A 16,492-nucleotide genomic window follows, 5' to 3' on the forward strand; every position below is an offset into this window, starting at 1 on the left:
AGCATGCGTGCCTACTTCTTCGGCTCGACGACGGGCGGCGGCTGGGTATCGCCCGGCTGCGATGCACGCGCATCGCTGCTCGGCGCGCCCGGCGGGTTGGCTTTGATCGGCGTGGCACGCGATTGCGCCATGCCGATGTCGCGTGCCGCGGCGGCATCCGGATCGGGCGCGCCCGAGGTCTTGGGCTCGCCTTCCGGGGCCAGCCAGCCGCCGGTGAATCCGGCGCGTTCCAGGCCCTTGCGGATGTACGGGTTCTTCTTCATCACGTTCCAGACGAAGTCGTTCCGATAGTTGGCGATCATCGTCAGGATCGGGCCCTGGTCGATGCCGATGTAGTCGCTGGCGACCCAACCTTTGCCGGCGACGATGCGTCCGGTCTTCAGCGGGATGTCGTAGCTGAAGCTGGGATTGAACGAATCCAGGAAGCCATAGCTGGAATACAGGTACTCGCCGAAGCGCTCATGCATCGCCTGCGTGGCCGGGATCACGATCTCCGGTGCGAACGCGATCGACGCCACTGCGGCCGTCGGTGCGATCGTACCGTCGTCATAGGCGACCGAGAGGCCTGCGCCGCGTGCGCTGTAGTGGCGGAACTGGCGCTGCTCGCCGTTGTAGTCCTGCGTGGTGTGCTGCGGACCATCGCTGGCGGTCAGGCCCCAGATGGTGTCGCCGTACTCCTTCCACTTCATCGGGTTTTCGATCGCGTACTGCCGCTGGGCGTAGGTCGCGCGCCGGCTGTTCTCGAAGTAATCGATGCCGCGTGCGGCCATATAGGGATCGCGGATGCCGCGGAAGTCCACCCAGACGTGGGTGTACTGGTGGCCGAAATGCGGACCGAAGCTCAGGTACTCCTGGCCCTGGAACACGCCCCAGCTCTCGTCGTAGGTGCGCGTCCAGGTCTCCCAGGTGCCGTCGCCGACCGGATGCGTCGGCGAGCCCAGCGCCAGGATGTAGACCAGCATGGCTTCGTCATAGCCGGTCCAGTCGTGCGAGATGAAGCCGCTCTCGGGGAACCAGCCCATCGAGATCAGCGGCGGACGCTGCTGCAGCCAGGTCCAGTCGACGCGCTTGTAGAGCTCGTCGGCGAGCTTGCGGATTTCCTGCTCGCGCGGATCGTCGCCGTCGTAGTAACTCTGCGCGAACAGCACGCCCATCATCAGCAGGCCGGTATCGACGCTCGACAGCTCGACCCAGGACTCGAAGCGATGGCCGCTCTGCATGTCCAGGAAGTGATAGTAGAAGCCCTTGTAGCCGGCGCGCCCGGTCGCCTGCGGTCCCATCCGCGCCTGGCGCAGGAACTTCAGCGTCAGCAGCGTGCGGTCGACCGCCTGGTTGCGGCTGACCCAGCCGTTCTCGATGCCGATCGGGTACGCCGTCAGCGCGAAGCCGGTCGAGGCGATGCTCGAGAACGGCCGCGAGGGGAACCGGTCCGGCGTCATGCCGTTGACCTCGTTGGTCGTATCCCAGAAGAACTGGAACGTGCGCCGTTCGATATCGCGGAACAGCGGCGGCAGTTCCGGCTTGGACGGCGTCGCCACGGCCTCGGGCTGCGCCGGCGGCTCGACCTGGGCGATCGGTCCGGGTGTCGGCGCGTCGACCTGCGGCTCCGGCGCCGGGGGCGCGGGTTTGCAGGCGCCGAGCAGGATCGTCATGGCGAAGACCAGGCAGGTGGCGAAGGACGCATTGTGTCGGGTTTTGCTGTGCTGACTATTCATGAAATCGTTTTCAACCTTTCCCCAGAAAAAGCCGGTCAACCCGAAGGTTGACCGGCTGAGAGCAGTATTACCAGTCCAGACCGAAAGAGATCTTGAACATGCGAGGCGGCCACACCGTGCCGACGCCATTGCGGATGCCGTAATTGGCGTTGGGATTGCCCGGCGTACCGCGCCAAGTCTCGTAGTCGGTGTAGTTTTCCCAGTTGAACACGTTGAAGATGTCACCGCGAACCCGCAAACGCAGGTCGGTGCCCGTGTCCCAGACCTTCTGCACGGCCACGTCGAACTGCTTGAACCCGATCGTGTTGTCCGGGATGAACGGATCGAAGTAGCAGTTGTTGGTCGACGTCGTGTTGTAGCAGTTGGTCGCTTCCTTCGGCGTCGGGCTCGACAGCACCAGCTTGCCGGAGAAGGTGAAGCCCCAGCGCTCGACCAGGCCGGTGGTCACCAGACGATGCTTGGGGATACCCAGCGAGGTCAGGAACGGCTGATCATTCAGGTTGGGATAGTCGAACGAGTAGTGCTCGTCCGAATTCGCCGCACTGAGGCGATTCTCGCTGGCATCGCTATAGGTATAGGCGATGGTCACGCTCCACGGCGAACTCTGCGTGTACGGCTTCTCGGCAGACAGCAGCAACGAGGTGTTCTTGGTCTCGATGCCGTTGTCGGCAATGATCAGACGTCCGTAACCGGGAATCGGGAAATCCCAGGGCTGGCCGCCCCAGGTCGCGCCCGGATTCGCCGGATTGCGGTAGCTACCGTCGGGCCAGCGATTGCCCAGCGTGAACAGCAGGCCATCGTAGCTGCGGACATGCGAGATGCTCGCCGAGGTGTTCCAGTCGTTGCCCAGCACTTCGAAGGTATTGCGGATGCCGATGCTGAACTGGTCCGAGTAAGGCGTCTTCAGGTTGTTGTTCATCAGGTTGACCTCGGCGCCCAGGTCCGGGTTCGCATCGGCCAACGCATACAGGTTTTCGATGTTGAAGAAGCTCGGATCCCAGTTCCGGCACAACGGATCGGTGCCAACTGCGCAGGGGTGGCTGGGCGTATTGAAGCGATACGTGTACGACGGGAAGGCGTTGCGGGTCTGCTCCAGCGCCAGGTAGTCGAACAGCGTACGGTCGTAGGAACGGCCGGCGCCGCCGAAGATCACGTGCCGCTGGTCGCCACTCAGATCATACGAGAAGCCCAGGCGCGGCGCCCAGTTGTCCTTGTCGGGCTTCCGGTTGCTGCCATTGCTGATGTAGTCCTCGATGTTGTAGTCGACGTTGGGACCCTGCAGGTTCGACCAGCCGCGCAACGCGGTGGCGATACCGGCCGGCGTCACGAAATCCTCGTAGGCAGGCGTGGTCTCATAGTCGTAGCGCAGGCCGAGGTTCAAGGTCAGACGGTCGGTGACTTCCCAGTCGTCCTGCAGGTAGATGCCGAACTGCTTGTTGTTGGAGCTGACATTGAGGTCTTCGACGCCCGGCACCAGCGAGCCGAATTCGACGCGCCACGGAATGAACGACGCCACCGTCGTGCGGCCGGCAGCCAGGTTTTCGTAGTAGTCGACGCGGTACTGCGCGTTGTACGGCTGCTGCTGGAAGGCATCGACCTGGACATCCTTGTACTTGAAGCCCAACTTCAGGGTGTGGCGTTCGAAGCCGGTGAACGTGAAGTCGTTCTGCAGCGAATAGCCCTTCTGACCCTTGTTCTGGAAATCGCGTCCGCCGCCCAGGTTCAGGATGGTTTCGCCGTCGCCCACGTTGACCAGATGGTTGCGGATCTCGATGCCGGGGCCGATGGTCAACGGACGCGGGCTCCAGTAATCGTCTTCCGAAGTCAGGTGGAAGTCATTGAGCCAGTTCTCACCGGTCCACTGCCAGCGCAGGTCAAGACGGGTACTGTCGTTGGTCTTGCTGCTGCCGTACGACGCCGTGTTGGGGCCGTCGCCGATCCCTTGCAGTTCCTCTTCCTCACGACGCTTGGCCGACAGTTCGAGCAGATGGTCCTCGTTGACGAACCAGGTCAGCTTGCCGAAATACATGTCCTGATTGAACGGCAGCGACGTCGAACCAAGGTAGCTCGCCAGTTCGGGCGTCAGGTCGGCCGGATTGAACGCGCGGTCGCCCCAGCGGATGTCGCGTGGACGCTCGATCTCCTTGGCCTCGTAGGTCACGAAGAAGAACAGGCGGTCGCGGATGATCGGCCCGCCGAACGCGATGCCGTACTGCTCTTCGCTGGACGGCGTCTTGTCGCGCCCTTCCTCGTTCTCACGGAAGGTCTTGGAACGCCAGTTTTCGCTGGTGTGGTCCCAGAAGAAGCTGCCTTCGAACTCGTTGGTACCCGACTTGGTCACCGCGGTGATCGCGGCGCTGCTGATCTGGTCGTACTCGGCCTTGTAGTTCGACGTGATCACCTTGTATTCGCCGATCGCCAATTGTGGGAACGGATTGCCGCTGCTCGAATCCTGGCCGCTGACGCCACCCTTGAGCACGTAATTCTTCTGGCCCACGCCATCGATGAAGACGTTGATGCCGTTGGAGTTCTGCGCACCGCCACGCAGCTTCGCGTTTCCGTTGTCGCTGGTTTCGAAGATCATGCCCGGCACTGCGTCCGCGAATGCCAGGAAGTTGCGTGACGCCTGCGGCAGCGCTTCGATCTGCTTCTGCGAGACGTACGTGGCAAGTTCCGACGTCTTGGTCTCGACCATCCGCGCCGCGGTCACGGTCACGGTATCGAGGTTGGTCGCATCGGCCGGGGCCGATTCGGCCACGCCGCCGACGCCGAGGTTGACCGTCGCGGTCTGGCCGACGGCGACCGTGATCGTCTGCGAGCTGGTCTGGCCGGCCGCGGTAACATCGAGTCGATACGTGCCCGGCGGCAAGCCGGCGACGTTGTAGCCGCCGTTGGCGCCGGCGCGCACGGTGCGCGTCAGGCCGGTGGCGAGGTTGGTCGCGGTGACCTGCGCGTCCGTTGCCGGCGCGGAGTCCGCGTTGACCTGCCCACGGATGGTGGCCGAGGTCGATTGCGCGAATGCTGGGGTGGCGACCAGCAGGCAGCTGGCCAGAGCGCAGCACAGCAGACTGCGATTGAGGTGCCTGGTGTTGCGGGCTCCACGATTCATGACGTTACTCTCCCGAAGAAACTCAATGTGAAAAACCTGCGGATCTGACAACTTGACTACGTGATGGTGGTGTGAAAACGGTTACATCTGTCAGCAAATTTTTTTCAGCTGCGGATCGAATGCTTCAACCACTCACCCTCCCGCCACCTCCTGCAACCGCTCCTGTGCAAGCGCCCGGGCGCCCCCCTGCGCCCCGTCCGCAACACCCTCGACGTGCGTGGACGCCCGGACCACCAGTTGCGGCGTCAGCTGCGCCACCGGAGGCGCAGCGCCGCCGCCCTCCATCTCCAGCAGACTGCTGATCGCGCGTGCGCCCAGCGATGCGATCTCGACCCGCATCGTTGTCAATGACGGATGGACGTAGCGCGCCAGCGGAATATCGTCGAAACCGGCCAGCGCGATCTCCTGCGGCACCTGGATGCCGGCCTGGTTCAAGGTGAACAGGCAACCCAGCGCCATCATGTCGTTGGCCGCGAACACCGCGTCGGGGCGCTCGCCACCGGCCAGCAGCCGTTGCGCGGCGTCATGGCCGGAGGCTTCGTCGAAATCGCCGGGCAGCACCCAGGGCGCGACGCCCGGCAGCCCTTCGGCGATCGCGTCCTCGTAGCCGCGACGGCGCTCGCGCGCGTCGAAGTTGTCCTCGGGACCGGCGATAAAGGCGATGCGGCAGCGGCCGGATGCGATCAGGTGACGGGTCATCGCCACGGCGCCGCCATGGTTGTCGACGCAGAGCGCGGGATAGCGGCTGTCGGCCAGGCGCGTATTCATCAGCACCACCGGCATCGTCGGCGCCAAGTTGTCCTGCAGCAGGTCCTCGCCGGAGACGAACGGAGACATCAGCAGCAAGCCATCGACGCGGCCGCGCATCGCCCGCAGGGCAGCGCCCTGGGCCTGCGGATTGCCGTGGTAGCTCGACACCAGCAGGTGCCGGCCATGCTCGCGCGCCACCTGGTCGATGCCGCGCATCAGCTCGGAAAAGAACTCGCCATACAGGTCGGGCAGCACCACGCCGATGGTGTGGGTGCGGCGACTGCTGAGGCTGCGGGCGGCGTGGTGGGGGCTGTAGCGCAGCTCATTGGCCACGGCGACGATCCGGCTACGGACGGCCTCGGTGACGTTCTGGTGGCCATTGAGCGCCCGCGACACGGTCGCGACCGACACCTTGGCCTGCTTTGCCACATCCTTGATCGTCACACTCACATCGCCCTCCCAGGTGCCGCGAGTGCAACGGAATGTAAACGTTTCCAGCACGTGATGCAAAGACTTGCTGCACAGCCCGCCAACGGGACACGAGGCCGCGCCATCCGGCGCCTCATGCGGACATCACGGGGGGCGCCGGGTGCTGCATCGCAGCATCCCTCAGGCGCCGCCCAATGCCGGACCTGCGGGGTCAGGGCAGGACCGGCTTGAACGGGCGCACGTCCACCCGGACATAGACGCCGGCATCGACATAAGGATCGGCGTCGGCCCAGGCACGGGCCTCGGACAGGGACGCGAACTGCGCGATGACGATGCTGCCGCTGAAGCCTGCCGGGCCCGGATCCTCGGCATCGATCGCCGGGCACGGGCCAGCCAGCAACAGGCGGCCTTCGTCCTTCAGCGCCAGCAGCCGGCCGACATGCGCGGGGCGCGCGGCCATCCGTTGCGCTAGCACCCCGTCACCATCGTGTCCCTCGATCGCATACCACATGGCCAGCCCCGCTCCGTTCCGGTGAGCGGACCATTGTAAGCGGCCGGTTGCAGTGGTCACTGCCAGCGTTCATCGGCGCGCTGGACAGCCGATGCGTCACCCCGTACCCTAAACGCCAGTATCGAGGCACATCAGCAGCGACCGTCCTGTTCCATGGACGCCAGATCGCCCGCCGCACCTCGACTCGGCTGACCCCATGACCATTCGACCGGCACCCAGATGCCCCGGCATGACATGCGTGTGGCGTCGGACCGCAACCTCGCATTGGACACAGGCTGGACACTGATATCCCCTTGGCGGCAACGATCGACCGATCGTGCAGCCCGATTGCCGCAAGACGGCCCGGTTCATCCCACCGGCGCCCTTCCATCGCAGCGCTTGAACTGTGGCCCGGAGAGGGGCCGCGAACCCGATGACACAACCCGGTCACGACCCCGCGCCAAGCGCGGAACCGACAGCCGTTGCCCCGACCGCTCCGCAGCAGCAGGAAATGCCGCTGGCGGTCGTGCATGGCCAGCCGGTGCTGCAGATCCCGCAGGACCTGTACATCCCGCCGGACGCGCTGGAAGTCATCCTTGAAGCGTTCGAAGGTCCGTTGGACCTGCTGCTGTACCTGATCCGCCGGCAGAACCTCGAGATCCTGGACATCCCCGTCGCCGAGATCACCAAGCAGTACGTGGCCTACATCAGCGTGATGCAGGACCTGCGCTTCGAGCTGGCGGCCGAGTACCTGGTGATGGCCGCGATCCTGGCCGAGATCAAGTCGCGGATGCTGCTGCCGCGGCCGCCGGCCGACGAGAACGAGGAAGCCGACCCGCGCGCCGACCTGGTGCGCCGGCTGCAGGAGTACGAACGCTTCAAGCAGGCCGCCGAGGACCTGGACGCCCTGCCCCGGCAGGACCGCGACACCACCCCGGCGCAGGCATCGGTTCCTGACCGCGCCACGGTCAAGCTGCCGCCGCCGGTCGACCTGCGCGAGATGCTGATGGCGCTGCACGACGTGCTCAAGCGCGCCGAGCTGTTCACCGGCCACTCGATCCGGCGCGAGGCGCTCAGCGTGCGCCAGCGGATGGGCGAGCTGCTGACGCGCCTCCACGACGGCGCCTTCCACCGCTTCGAAACCCTGTTCGAGGCCCGCGAAGGCAAGCTCGGCGTGGTGGTGACCTTCCTGTCGGTGCTTGAACTCACCAAGGAACGCCTGCTCGACATCGTCCAGGACGCGCCGCTGGGGCCGATCTACATCAAGTCGCTGGCCACCGAGGGCAGCGCCAACGAGCCGATGGCGTTCTCCAGCGAGTTCGACGACGACGTCAGCGACGACGCTGCCGACGCGGTCGTCTGAGCGCAATCAGACCTTCGCACCCGCCACGTCGACTGATGACCGCGACTTTCCGTCCCACCGATCCAGCACACGACAGAACCACGCCGCCAACGCATATGGACCAACTCCTCATCACACGGATCGTCGAAGCCGCGCTGCTGGCCTCCAGCCAGCCGCTGCCGCTGGTCCAGCTCAACGGGCTGTTCCCGCTCGACGAAGCCGCCCCGGAGGGCAGCATCGAGCAGGCCCTGGAGACCCTGCAGGCCGACTGCGCCGAACGCGGCGTCGAACTGGTCGAGCTGGCCTCGGGGTGGCGCTACCAGGTCAAGGCCGACGTGCACCCTTGGGTCGCGCGCCTGTGGACCGAACGCCAGACCCGCTATACGCGCGCCACGCTGGAGACCCTGGCGCTGATCGCCTACCGCCAGCCGATCACCCGCGGCGAGATCGAACAGGTCCGTGGCGTGGCCACCAACAGCAACATCATCAAGGCGCTGGAAGAGCGCGAGTGGATCCGCGCCGTCGGCCATCGCGACATCCCCGGACGGCCCGAACTGCTGGGCACCACCAAGGGCTTCCTCGACTACTTCGGCCTCAAGCGCCTGGATGAGCTGCCGCCATTGTCGGAACTCAAGGACTTCGGCGAACTCGAGCCGCAGTTCCAGTTCAGCGGCGAGACCCGCGAACCGCGCGCGCTCGGCGACATCGCCATCAACGACGCCGATGCCGGCCTGGCCGACGCCCAGGATGCCGACGCGGACGACACGCACGACGACAGCGACAGCGACGACCACGCCGCCAACGAAGCCCTCCCGGCCGACGCCGACCACCCGACTGCCTCCGACGACAACCCGCCGCCGGAAGATTCCCAGGACCCAACCCACGCCCTCGCCGAAGACGGCGACAGCACCCGGAGCAACGCATGACCGAGCAACACCCCACTGCCGAGAAAGGCACCCGCAAACTTTCGCTCAAGCGCAGCGAGCAGGCCGCCGAGGCCCCGCGCCTTGAAGAGCGCCTGCACAAGGTCCTGGCCCAGGCCGGACTCGGCTCGCGCCGCGCGCTCGAGCAGCGCATCGCCGACGGCCTGATCAAGGTCAATGGCGAAACCGCACAGACCGGCATGAGCATCAAGGGCGGCGACCGCGTCGAACTCGACGGCAAGGTCTTCGTCGCCAGCGCGCTCGCCGAGCCCGCGCGCGTGCTGATCTACAACAAGCCCGAAGGCGAGGTCACCACGCGCGAAGACCCCGAAGGCCGCCCGACGATCTTCGAAGCGCTGCCTGCCCTGAAGGGCGCGCGCTGGATCGCGATCGGCCGCCTCGACATCAACACCACCGGCCTGCTGCTGCTGACCACCGATGGCGAACTCGCCAACGCGATGATGCATCCGTCGTACGAAGTCGAACGCGAATACGTCTGCCGGGTGCGTGCGCCCGAGGGCGAGGAGAGCGTGTCGGAGAAGATCGTCGACCGCCTGGCGCGCGGCGTCTCGCTGGAAGACGGCCCGGCCAAGTTCGACGAGATCAAGCGCATCGGCGGCACCACCGCTCAGGACAACGTGAGCAACGAATGGTTCCAGGTCACGCTGAAGGAAGGCCGCAACCGCGAAGTGCGCCGCCTGTGGGAATCCCAGGGCTGCCAGGTCAGCCGCCTCAAGCGCGTGCGCTACGGCAACGTCAGCCTGCCACAGCCGCTGTTGCGCGGGCAGTCGCAGGAACTGTCGGACGCGCAGGTCGACGTGCTGCGCCGTGAACTCAAGCTCGAGGAAGGCCCGCCGCCGGCGCTGACGCTGCAGCCGGTCATCGGCCAGCGCAAGGCCGCCAAGTCCACCGTGCACCTGTCCGGCGAAGGCCGTGGCAAGGCCTACGTCAACGGCCACAACACCGCCGATGAAGGCCGCGAACTGCGCCGCTTCGACCACGTGCGCGAAGACCGCGGCCGCCGCGGCAACCAGAAGCCGCATGGCGGACTGACGGTCAGCGGCGAAGCTGCCGCCAAGCAGTCGCAGAAGCCGTTCAAGCAGCGCGCGCAGAAGGGTCCCAAGCCGTTGCCCGATGGCAATCCGGCCGCCTTCCGCACCTGGTACGTGCCGGATGGCGTCGATACCGGCCCGGCCGGTCATCGCAATGCCGATGGCCGTGGCCCGAAGAAGCCCTACGGCAAGAAGCCCGGTGCGGGCGGTCCAGGCCGTCCTGGTGCCGGCCGTCCCGGCGCGGGCGGCCCCGGTGGGCCCGGCCGCTCCGGCCCCAGCGGCAACCGCAGCCAGGGCGGCCCCGGCCAGGGGCAGGGCCCCAAGGCCGCCGGTCAGCGCGCGCCGCGTCCGTACGGTCACCCCGGCAACGCGCCGTCGTTCCCGTCCGACCATGCCACGCCCGGCGGCTTCAATCCCTATGACCGGCCGCGCGCACCGCGCCCGGCCGGCGGCAACCGTCCGGGTGGCCCGCGTCCGGCGGGTCCGCGCGGTCCGCGTCCCGGTGGCGGTGGTGGCCCGCGCAGCGGCCCACGCGGCGGCGGCGGACAGTCCGGCAACCGCTGATCGGACACGGCAACAGGGAAAAGGGCGCTTCGGCGCCCTTTTTCATGCGCGCCAGGCACGTCAAGGGGTGCGAACACGCGAACGCAATCCGCGCGCATCCCGCCACTTCATGCCGACTTCACCGTCGCTCCTCTGCCTGCGCACGCGTCGTCGGCAGCATGGCCGCCTCCCCCGCACGGAATGGCCATGAGGTCGAACCCCAACCACAATGACGGCGGCGGACACTGGGACCTGGTGGTCGTGGGTGCGAGCTTCGCCGGCGCGGCCTGCGCGCTGGCGGCGAGGCGCGCCGGCCTGCGCGTCTGCGTGATCGAGCGCAAGCGCGATCCCGGCATCAAGCTCCACACCACCGGCATCATCGTCAAGGAAGCCGCCGAACAGACGCTGCTGTCGCGGATCCCGGCCGCATACACCCGTCGCGTCGATGGCGTACGGCTGTACGCCCCTGCCCTGCACAGCCGGCGCCTGCAGCGCGCGGACTATTACTTCCTGACCACCGACACACCGGCGGTCATGCGCTGGCTTGCCGACCAGTTGATCGCGGCGGGCGTCGAACTGCGCCTGATGCAATCGTTCACCGATGCGCGCCGCCATGACGGGGGCTGGCTCATCGATGGCCTGGGCCACGCGCGCTGGCTGGTCGGCGCCGACGGTGCGAAATCGCGCGTCGCCGCGCGCACCGGACTCGATCCGGTCCGCGACTTCCTGTATGGCGTCGAGTACGAATACGCCGGCCTGCAACTGCACGAGCCCGATGCGCTGCATTGCTTCATCAGCAAGCGCTATGCGCCGGGCTATATCGGTTGGGCCGCACAGGGCCCGACCGGCACGCAGTTCGGGCTCGCCTTCCGCCACGATGCGCGTCGCAGCGGCGTGCCCGACATCCAGGGGCTGTTGGCGTGGGTCGGACCGCCACTGGGCATCGCGCCCGACACGCCTCCCACGGCCACGCGTGCCGGATTGATTCCCTGTGGCGGCGCGGTCAGGCGCATGACCGCGCCCGGGGTCATCCTGACCGGCGATGCGGCCGGCATCGTCTCGCCGGTGACCGCCGGCGGCATCCATTCCGCATGGCGCCACGGCGAGGTGGTCGGCGATGCGATCGCGCGGCACATGCTCGACGGCGGTCCCTCTCCGGAGCGCATCGCCGGGACGATGGCGCCGCGCTTCCGCGGCAAGAAGCTGCTGCGCATGGCCTTCGACCGCCTGCAGGCGGACTGGCCGTTCGACCTGCTGCTGCACAGCTCGCCACTGCGCTGGGCGGCCGAGCGCGTCTACTTCAGCCGCCGCCGATAACCCCCCGACGTCGAAGGCAGGCCCTGCCCGTGGAGCCGTCGCGCCCTGCGCTTCATCGCCGAAAACCGCAGGTCCGCCCTGCCCGCGCGCCGCCCGCGGACCCGTCGTCCTGGCCGCTTACACTAGCGCGCCCACCTCCCGCGAGACGCACGACATGACCGTGACCGGCGACGACATCAACGCCCTGATCCAGGCCCAGGCACCGGCAGGCATGGACATCCTGATCCCGCCGCCCAGCCTGATCGACATGGCCGGCGAGTTCCTGTCCTACGAGGAAGGCAGCCGGATCCGCGTGCGTTTCCCGGTACTGCCGCGCTACCGCAACCCGATGGGCAACATGCAGGGTGGGCTGATCGTGGCCGCGCTCGACAATACGCTGGGCCCGCTGTCGTACCTGATCGCGCCCCCCAGCGTCACCGCGTCGCTCAATACCCAGTACCTGCGGCCGGTCACCGACGGCACCCCGTACATCGTCTGCGAGGCCTGGCTGGTCGAACGTACCCGCAACACGCTGTACCTGTCGGCGGACGTCCGCAATCCCGATGGCAAGGTCGTGGCGCTGTGCCAGTCGGTCAACCAGATCATGCCGGCGCCGCGCCCGGCCTGACGGTCATGCATGACGACCATCGATGACGACGGTCGTCCCGGCGACTGGCGTCCTGCCGATGACCCGCGGCCTCTGCCAGCACACGGGGTCACGATCACGCGGCGAACGCGGCCTGAAGGCCGCGCTCAGCGCAGTTCGAACGCGTCGCCGTCGAGCATCGCCGGAAAGCGCTCGCGATGCGCGGCCAGTTCGGCCGCCTGCAGCGTCGTGGTGACGACGACCTCCTCGTCGGTGCATTCGCTGACCGCATGCCCCAGGAAGTCGATCACTGCACTATCGCCAGCGTAGTGCAGGCCATTGCCGTCGCTGCCGACGCGATTGAGGCCGGCGACGTAGCACAGGTTCTCGATCGCGCGTGCGCGCAGCAGGGTCTTCCACGGGTAGGCGCGGGCCGACGGCCAGTTGGCGACATACAGCAACAGGTCGTAGTCCAGCTGGCCGGGACGCTCGACATCGAAACGGTTGCGCGAATACACCGGGAAGCGCAGGTCGTAGCAGACCAGCGGACAGATCCGCCAGCCATTCCACTCGACGACCAGGCGATCCTGTCCGGCCGCGTAGCGCTCGTGTTCGCGCGCGTAGCGGAACAGGTGGCGCTTGTCGTAATGCAGCAGGCCGCCGTCCGGCGTCGCCCACAACAGCCGGTTGAACACCTGGTCGACCCCGGCCGCATCCTTCGCGCGCAACTGCACGCTGCCGCAGACCGCCGCGCCCAGCCGTGACGCCTGTTCGCGGATCCACGCCACGGTGGGCCCGTCCATGGTCTCGGCGTTGCCGATCGCATCGTTGCTGAAGCCGCTGGTGAAGGTCTCGGGCAGCAGCACGAGGTCGGTGATGCCATGCAACGGGGCGATCAGGCGTGCGTAGTAATCGCGATTGCCCGCAGGGTCGTGCCAGCGCGTGGCGCCCTGGACCAGGCTGACCCGCAGGTCCTGGTGGGAGGTCGTCATCTCAAAGCTCCTTCAGCCGCGCGATGGCGGCATCGAGGGTGGCGTCGTTCTTGGCAAAGCACAGCCGCGCCAGGCGCTGCCCTGCCGGCGGCTGATCGTAGAACGGCGACAGCGGGATCGCCGCGACGCCCCTCTCGACCGTCAACCAGCGGCAGAACGCGGCATCGTCGAGGTCGCTGATGGCCGAATAATCCACCAGCTGGAAATAACCGCCCGGCACCGGCAACGGCGTGAGCCGGGTGCCGAGCAACTGCTCGCGGAAGCGGTCGCGCTTGGCCTGGTAGAACGCGCCCAGCTGTTCGTAGTGTTCCGGTTCCTGCTCCAGCATCTCCGCGAACGCATGCTGCGCCGGCGCGAAGGTGCAGAACACGTTGTACTGGTGGACCTTGCGGAACTCGGCGCTCAATGCCGGCGGTGCGATGCAGTAACCCAGTTTCCAGCCGGTGCAGTGGTAGGTCTTGCCGAAACTCGACACCACGAAGGCGCGCTCGCGCAATTCGGGATAGCGCAGGATCGACTCGTGGCGCGCGCCGTCGAAGACGATGTGCTCGTAAACCTCGTCCGACAGCAGCAGGATCCCGGTGTCGTCCAGCAGCCGCGACAGCGCCGCGATGTCGTCGGCGGTGAACATCGCGCCACTGGGATTGTGCGGACTGTTGATGATCAGCAGTCGCGTCCGCGCGGTGACCGCATCGCGGATGCGCTGCCAGTCGGGCGCAAAGGTCTGCGGATCCAGCGGCACGTGGACGGCCAGCGCCCCGGCCAGCTCGATCGCGGGCTCGTAGCAGTCGTAGGCCGGGTCCAGCACGATCACTTCCTCGCCGGCACGGACCACGGCATGGATCGCGTTGAAGATCGCCTCGGTCGCGCCGCTGGTCACGGTGACCTCGGCATCGGCATCCGGCCGGTGCCCGTAGACGCGTGCGGTCTTGTCTGCCACCGCATTGCGCAAAGCAGGAACACCGGTCATGGGTGCATACTGGTTGTGCCCGGCACGCATGGCTCGATCCAGCGCATCGACCAGACGGCCAGGTACGGAAAAATCCGGAAATCCCTGGCCCAGGTTGACTGCGCCATGCTCGGCGGAAAGTTGGGACATCACGGTGAAAATCGTCGTGCCCACCTTGGGCAACTTGGTCGAAAGCATCTGTTGTTTCCGTTTGTGGGTTCAAGGAACGAACCGTCCTTCGAGTTTACGTTCACCCCATGCCAGGTAGCTATGCCCGACCACCCCGCGGAGACGCAACTTCCCCATCCGGCGCTCGACGAGTCACGGATCGCAGCGCTGCTGCTGGCCTACCTGTCCGCCGACTATCGCTGGGGTCACCACGGCAGTTGGCATGACGTGCTGATCGGGCTGCCGACGCCCGGACTGGAGCTGGCCTATCCGCAGGCGCGCTCGTTCGGGCTGCTGTCGGCCTGGAACCCGGGATCGGTCGAACGCCCGCTGGACGTCAACCGCGCCGCCGACGAGGCCCTGCAGGCCGAGCTCGAGACCAGCGGCATCCGTTGCCTGCCGGCGTTCGCGTCGGCGTCCAACCGCACCTGGCGCGAGCCGAGCTGGCTGGTGTTCGACATGTCAGCCGAAGCCTTCGACGCATTGACGTTGCGCTACGGGCAGTTGGGCACGCTGTGGTGGCAGCCGCACCAGCCGGTGCGCCTGCGCATGCTGGCGCCGCGCCCGCCCGGCGTCGACAACGACGAGCATGTCGACTGGCTGGGCCCCGTCCGCTGACGGACTGCGCCACGAGAACCCGTAAAAGACAACTCGACCATGCTGCGTCGACGTCACGGCGACGGGTCGGAAAGCGCGACCCGACCTGCCGGAATGACCCGGATGCGATGCATTCGGCTCATTCGGCGAGCGCAGGCCCTAAAATGTCGGGATCGTGGCCGTCATTGCGGCCGAACCCTGCCAGATGCCCCCGACCGCACCTCCCCCTTCGCCGGCTTCCGCGTCTCCAGGCTCCAGGCCGCCGATGCTGGACGTGCACGACCTGAGTTTCTCGCGCAACGATGCGCCGGTGTTCGGCCCGCTCGCATTCGCGGTGGAGCGTGGCGAAGCCCTGCTGGTCCAGGGCGGCAACGGGGCCGGCAAGACGACCCTGCTGCGGGTGCTGGCCGGCCTGCTCAGCGCCGATACCGGCCGCGTGCGCTTCGACGGCAAGGCCGCCGAGCCGCAGTTGCGTGCCGGCCTGGTCGCCTATCTCGGCCACCTGCCGGCCTTCAAGGCCGACCTCAGCGCCGAACAGAACCTGGCCTTCCTGTGCGGCCTGCACGGGCAGCGCACCAGCCAGACCTTCGACAGCGCGATGCGCACCGTCGGCCTGGCCGGTCTCGAGGATGCCCTGGCCCGCCAACTGTCGGCCGGCCAGAAGAAACGCCTGTCGCTGGCCCGGTTGTGGCTGTCGCCGGCGCCGCTGTGGCTGCTTGACGAGCCCTACGCCAACCTCGACCTCGAGGGCATCGAACTGGTCAACCGCATGGTGCGGGCGCATCTCGAGGATGGCGGCGCCGCCCTGGTGACCACCCACGGCGCCTACGCGGCACCGCCGGTGCGCACGCGCCTGCTGCAACTGGAGCGGCCGGCATGATGTGGTCGGCGGCTCGTGCGCTGCTGCTGCGCGACATGCAACTGTTGTGGCGGCGGCGCGGCGATGCGCTGCAGCCGGCCCTGTTCGCGCTGCTGGTGATCGTGCTGTTCGCACTGGCGCTGGGCAACGAACGTGCAACCCTGACCCGGGTGGCGCCGGGCGTGCTGTGGGTCTCGATCCTGCTGTCGGGACTGCTGTCGCTGGACACGCTGTTCCGCAGCGACGCCGAGGATGGCTCGCTGGAGCAATGGATGCTGGCGCCCGTGCCGCTGTCGTGGCTGGTCCTGGTCCGCACGCTGAGCCACTGGTGCACGACCGCGCTGCCGGTCCTGCTGGCGGCACCGCTGCTGGCCGAGCTGCTGTACCTGCCACGCGCGCAGTTCGGCGTGCTGATGGCGTCGCTGCTGCTGGGCACGCCGCTGCTGAGCCTGGTCGGCGCGGTGATCGCGGCGCTGACCGTGGGCATGCGCCGCTCCGGCGTGCTGCTGGCCCTGCTGGCGCTGCCGCTGTACGTGCCGGTGCTGGTGTTCGGTGCCGGCGGCGTCGCGATGGCGGCCCAGGGCGCCGATGCCTCCAGCGGCCTGCTGCTGCTGGGCGCGGGCCTGGTGATGGCCCTGGTGCTGGCACCGATCGCGGCGGCGACGGCGATTCGCATTGCGCTGACCTGATGG

Annotated in this window: 13 protein-coding genes and 1 pseudogene; 8 read left to right on the forward strand and 6 right to left on the reverse strand. The window is 67.3% G+C overall.

The window, feature by feature from the left end; translation table 11 throughout:
• Positions 1–11: 11 nt before the first annotated feature.
• The 4 genes from ACYX7E_RS10380 to ACYX7E_RS10395 all read right to left on the reverse strand — a co-directional run bounded on the left by ACYX7E_RS10380 (position 12) and on the right by ACYX7E_RS10395 (position 6,514).
• Entirely contained in the window at positions 12–1,652 is a 1,641-nt protein-coding gene (locus ACYX7E_RS10380; RefSeq protein WP_462080503.1) for a glucoamylase family protein, read from the reverse strand.
• A gap of 130 nt (positions 1,653–1,782) precedes the next feature.
• Positions 1,783–4,824 (reverse strand): TonB-dependent receptor, encoded by a 3,042-nt coding sequence (locus ACYX7E_RS10385; protein ID WP_462080504.1) that lies wholly within the window; start codon positions 4,822–4,824, stop codon positions 1,783–1,785.
• 132 nt (positions 4,825–4,956) lie between these two features.
• Positions 4,957–6,024 (reverse strand): LacI family DNA-binding transcriptional regulator, encoded by a 1,068-nt coding sequence (locus ACYX7E_RS10390; RefSeq protein ID WP_462080505.1) that lies wholly within the window; start codon positions 6,022–6,024, stop codon positions 4,957–4,959.
• A gap of 190 nt (positions 6,025–6,214) precedes the next feature.
• Entirely contained in the window at positions 6,215–6,514 is a 300-nt protein-coding gene (locus tag ACYX7E_RS10395; RefSeq protein ID WP_462080506.1) for a YciI family protein, read from the reverse strand.
• Positions 6,515–6,926: 412 nt separating this feature from the next.
• On the opposite strand from ACYX7E_RS10395, the gene ACYX7E_RS10400 reads away from it, so the two are divergent.
• From ACYX7E_RS10400 to ACYX7E_RS10420, 5 genes and pseudogenes are all read left to right on the forward strand, one after another.
• Positions 6,927–7,856: a segregation and condensation protein A gene (locus tag ACYX7E_RS10400; RefSeq protein WP_462080507.1), complete on the forward strand. Its 930-nt coding sequence runs from the start codon at positions 6,927–6,929 to the stop codon at positions 7,854–7,856.
• A 95-nt stretch (positions 7,857–7,951) separates the two neighbouring features.
• Positions 7,952–8,746, forward strand: a pseudogene (gene scpB, locus ACYX7E_RS10405) (SMC-Scp complex subunit ScpB); the annotation flags it as partial.
• Positions 8,747–8,757: 11 nt separating this feature from the next.
• Entirely contained in the window at positions 8,758–10,374 is a 1,617-nt protein-coding gene (locus tag ACYX7E_RS10410; RefSeq protein ID WP_462080508.1) for a pseudouridine synthase, read from the forward strand.
• Positions 10,375–10,560: 186 nt separating this feature from the next.
• A complete protein-coding gene (locus ACYX7E_RS10415; protein ID WP_462080509.1) occupies positions 10,561–11,670 on the forward strand; it encodes an NAD(P)/FAD-dependent oxidoreductase in 1,110 nt (369 codons plus the stop codon).
• Between the two features lie 154 nt (positions 11,671–11,824).
• Positions 11,825–12,277 carry a PaaI family thioesterase gene (locus ACYX7E_RS10420; RefSeq protein ID WP_462080510.1) on the forward strand — a complete coding sequence of 151 codons (453 nt, stop codon included), beginning with the start codon at positions 11,825–11,827 and terminating at the stop codon, positions 12,275–12,277.
• Between the two features lie 125 nt (positions 12,278–12,402).
• Here ACYX7E_RS10420 and ACYX7E_RS10425 read toward each other — a convergent pair whose 3' ends face one another.
• Both ACYX7E_RS10425 and ACYX7E_RS10430 read right to left on the reverse strand, forming a co-directional pair.
• Positions 12,403–13,227 carry an amidohydrolase gene (locus tag ACYX7E_RS10425; protein WP_462080511.1) on the reverse strand — a complete coding sequence of 275 codons (825 nt, stop codon included), beginning with the start codon at positions 13,225–13,227 and terminating at the stop codon, positions 12,403–12,405.
• A 1-nt stretch (position 13,228) separates the two neighbouring features.
• Positions 13,229–14,374, reverse strand: coding sequence for a pyridoxal phosphate-dependent aminotransferase (locus tag ACYX7E_RS10430; RefSeq protein WP_462080512.1), 1,146 nt, complete (start codon positions 14,372–14,374; stop codon positions 13,229–13,231).
• A 72-nt stretch (positions 14,375–14,446) separates the two neighbouring features.
• Here ACYX7E_RS10430 and ACYX7E_RS10435 point away from each other — a divergent pair, with 72 nt between their 5' ends.
• From ACYX7E_RS10435 to ccmB, 3 genes are all read left to right on the forward strand, one after another.
• Positions 14,447–14,962 (forward strand): DUF3293 domain-containing protein, encoded by a 516-nt coding sequence (locus ACYX7E_RS10435; RefSeq protein WP_462080513.1) that lies wholly within the window; start codon positions 14,447–14,449, stop codon positions 14,960–14,962.
• Between the two features lie 184 nt (positions 14,963–15,146).
• Complete coding sequence (gene ccmA, locus ACYX7E_RS10440; RefSeq protein WP_462080514.1) at positions 15,147–15,821, forward strand: heme ABC exporter ATP-binding protein CcmA; 675 nt, start codon at positions 15,147–15,149, stop codon at positions 15,819–15,821.
• Positions 15,818–16,489 carry a heme exporter protein CcmB gene (gene ccmB, locus ACYX7E_RS10445; RefSeq protein WP_462080515.1) on the forward strand — a complete coding sequence of 224 codons (672 nt, stop codon included), beginning with the start codon at positions 15,818–15,820 and terminating at the stop codon, positions 16,487–16,489. The genes ccmA and ccmB overlap by 4 nt, the downstream gene beginning before the upstream one ends.
• Positions 16,490–16,492 lie beyond the last annotated feature (3 nt).

Source organism: Luteimonas sp. RIT-PG2_3, from assembly GCF_054902115.1.

Bases quoted from the DNA above. Each gene is read 5' to 3' on its own strand.
- ACYX7E_RS10380 (WP_462080503.1), bottom strand. From the start codon at position 1,652: ATGACGATCCTGCTCGGCGCCTGCAAACCCGCGCCCCCGGCGCCGGAG.
- ACYX7E_RS10385 (WP_462080504.1), bottom strand. From the start codon at position 4,824: ATGAATCGTGGAGCCCGCAACACCAGGCACCTCAATCGCAGTCTGCTG.
- ACYX7E_RS10395 (WP_462080506.1), bottom strand. From the start codon at position 6,514: ATGTGGTATGCGATCGAGGGACACGATGGTGACGGGGTGCTAGCGCAA.
- ACYX7E_RS10400 (WP_462080507.1), top strand. From the start codon at position 6,927: ATGACACAACCCGGTCACGACCCCGCGCCAAGCGCGGAACCGACAGCC.
- ACYX7E_RS10410 (WP_462080508.1), top strand. From the start codon at position 8,758: ATGACCGAGCAACACCCCACTGCCGAGAAAGGCACCCGCAAACTTTCG.
- ACYX7E_RS10415 (WP_462080509.1), top strand. From the start codon at position 10,561: ATGAGGTCGAACCCCAACCACAATGACGGCGGCGGACACTGGGACCTG.
- ACYX7E_RS10420 (WP_462080510.1), top strand. From the start codon at position 11,825: ATGACCGTGACCGGCGACGACATCAACGCCCTGATCCAGGCCCAGGCA.
- ACYX7E_RS10425 (WP_462080511.1), bottom strand. From the start codon at position 13,227: ATGACGACCTCCCACCAGGACCTGCGGGTCAGCCTGGTCCAGGGCGCC.
- ACYX7E_RS10430 (WP_462080512.1), bottom strand. From the start codon at position 14,374: ATGCTTTCGACCAAGTTGCCCAAGGTGGGCACGACGATTTTCACCGTG.
- ACYX7E_RS10435 (WP_462080513.1), top strand. From the start codon at position 14,447: ATGCCCGACCACCCCGCGGAGACGCAACTTCCCCATCCGGCGCTCGAC.
- ccmA (WP_462080514.1), top strand. From the start codon at position 15,147: ATGCCCCCGACCGCACCTCCCCCTTCGCCGGCTTCCGCGTCTCCAGGC.
- ccmB (WP_462080515.1), top strand. From the start codon at position 15,818: ATGATGTGGTCGGCGGCTCGTGCGCTGCTGCTGCGCGACATGCAACTG.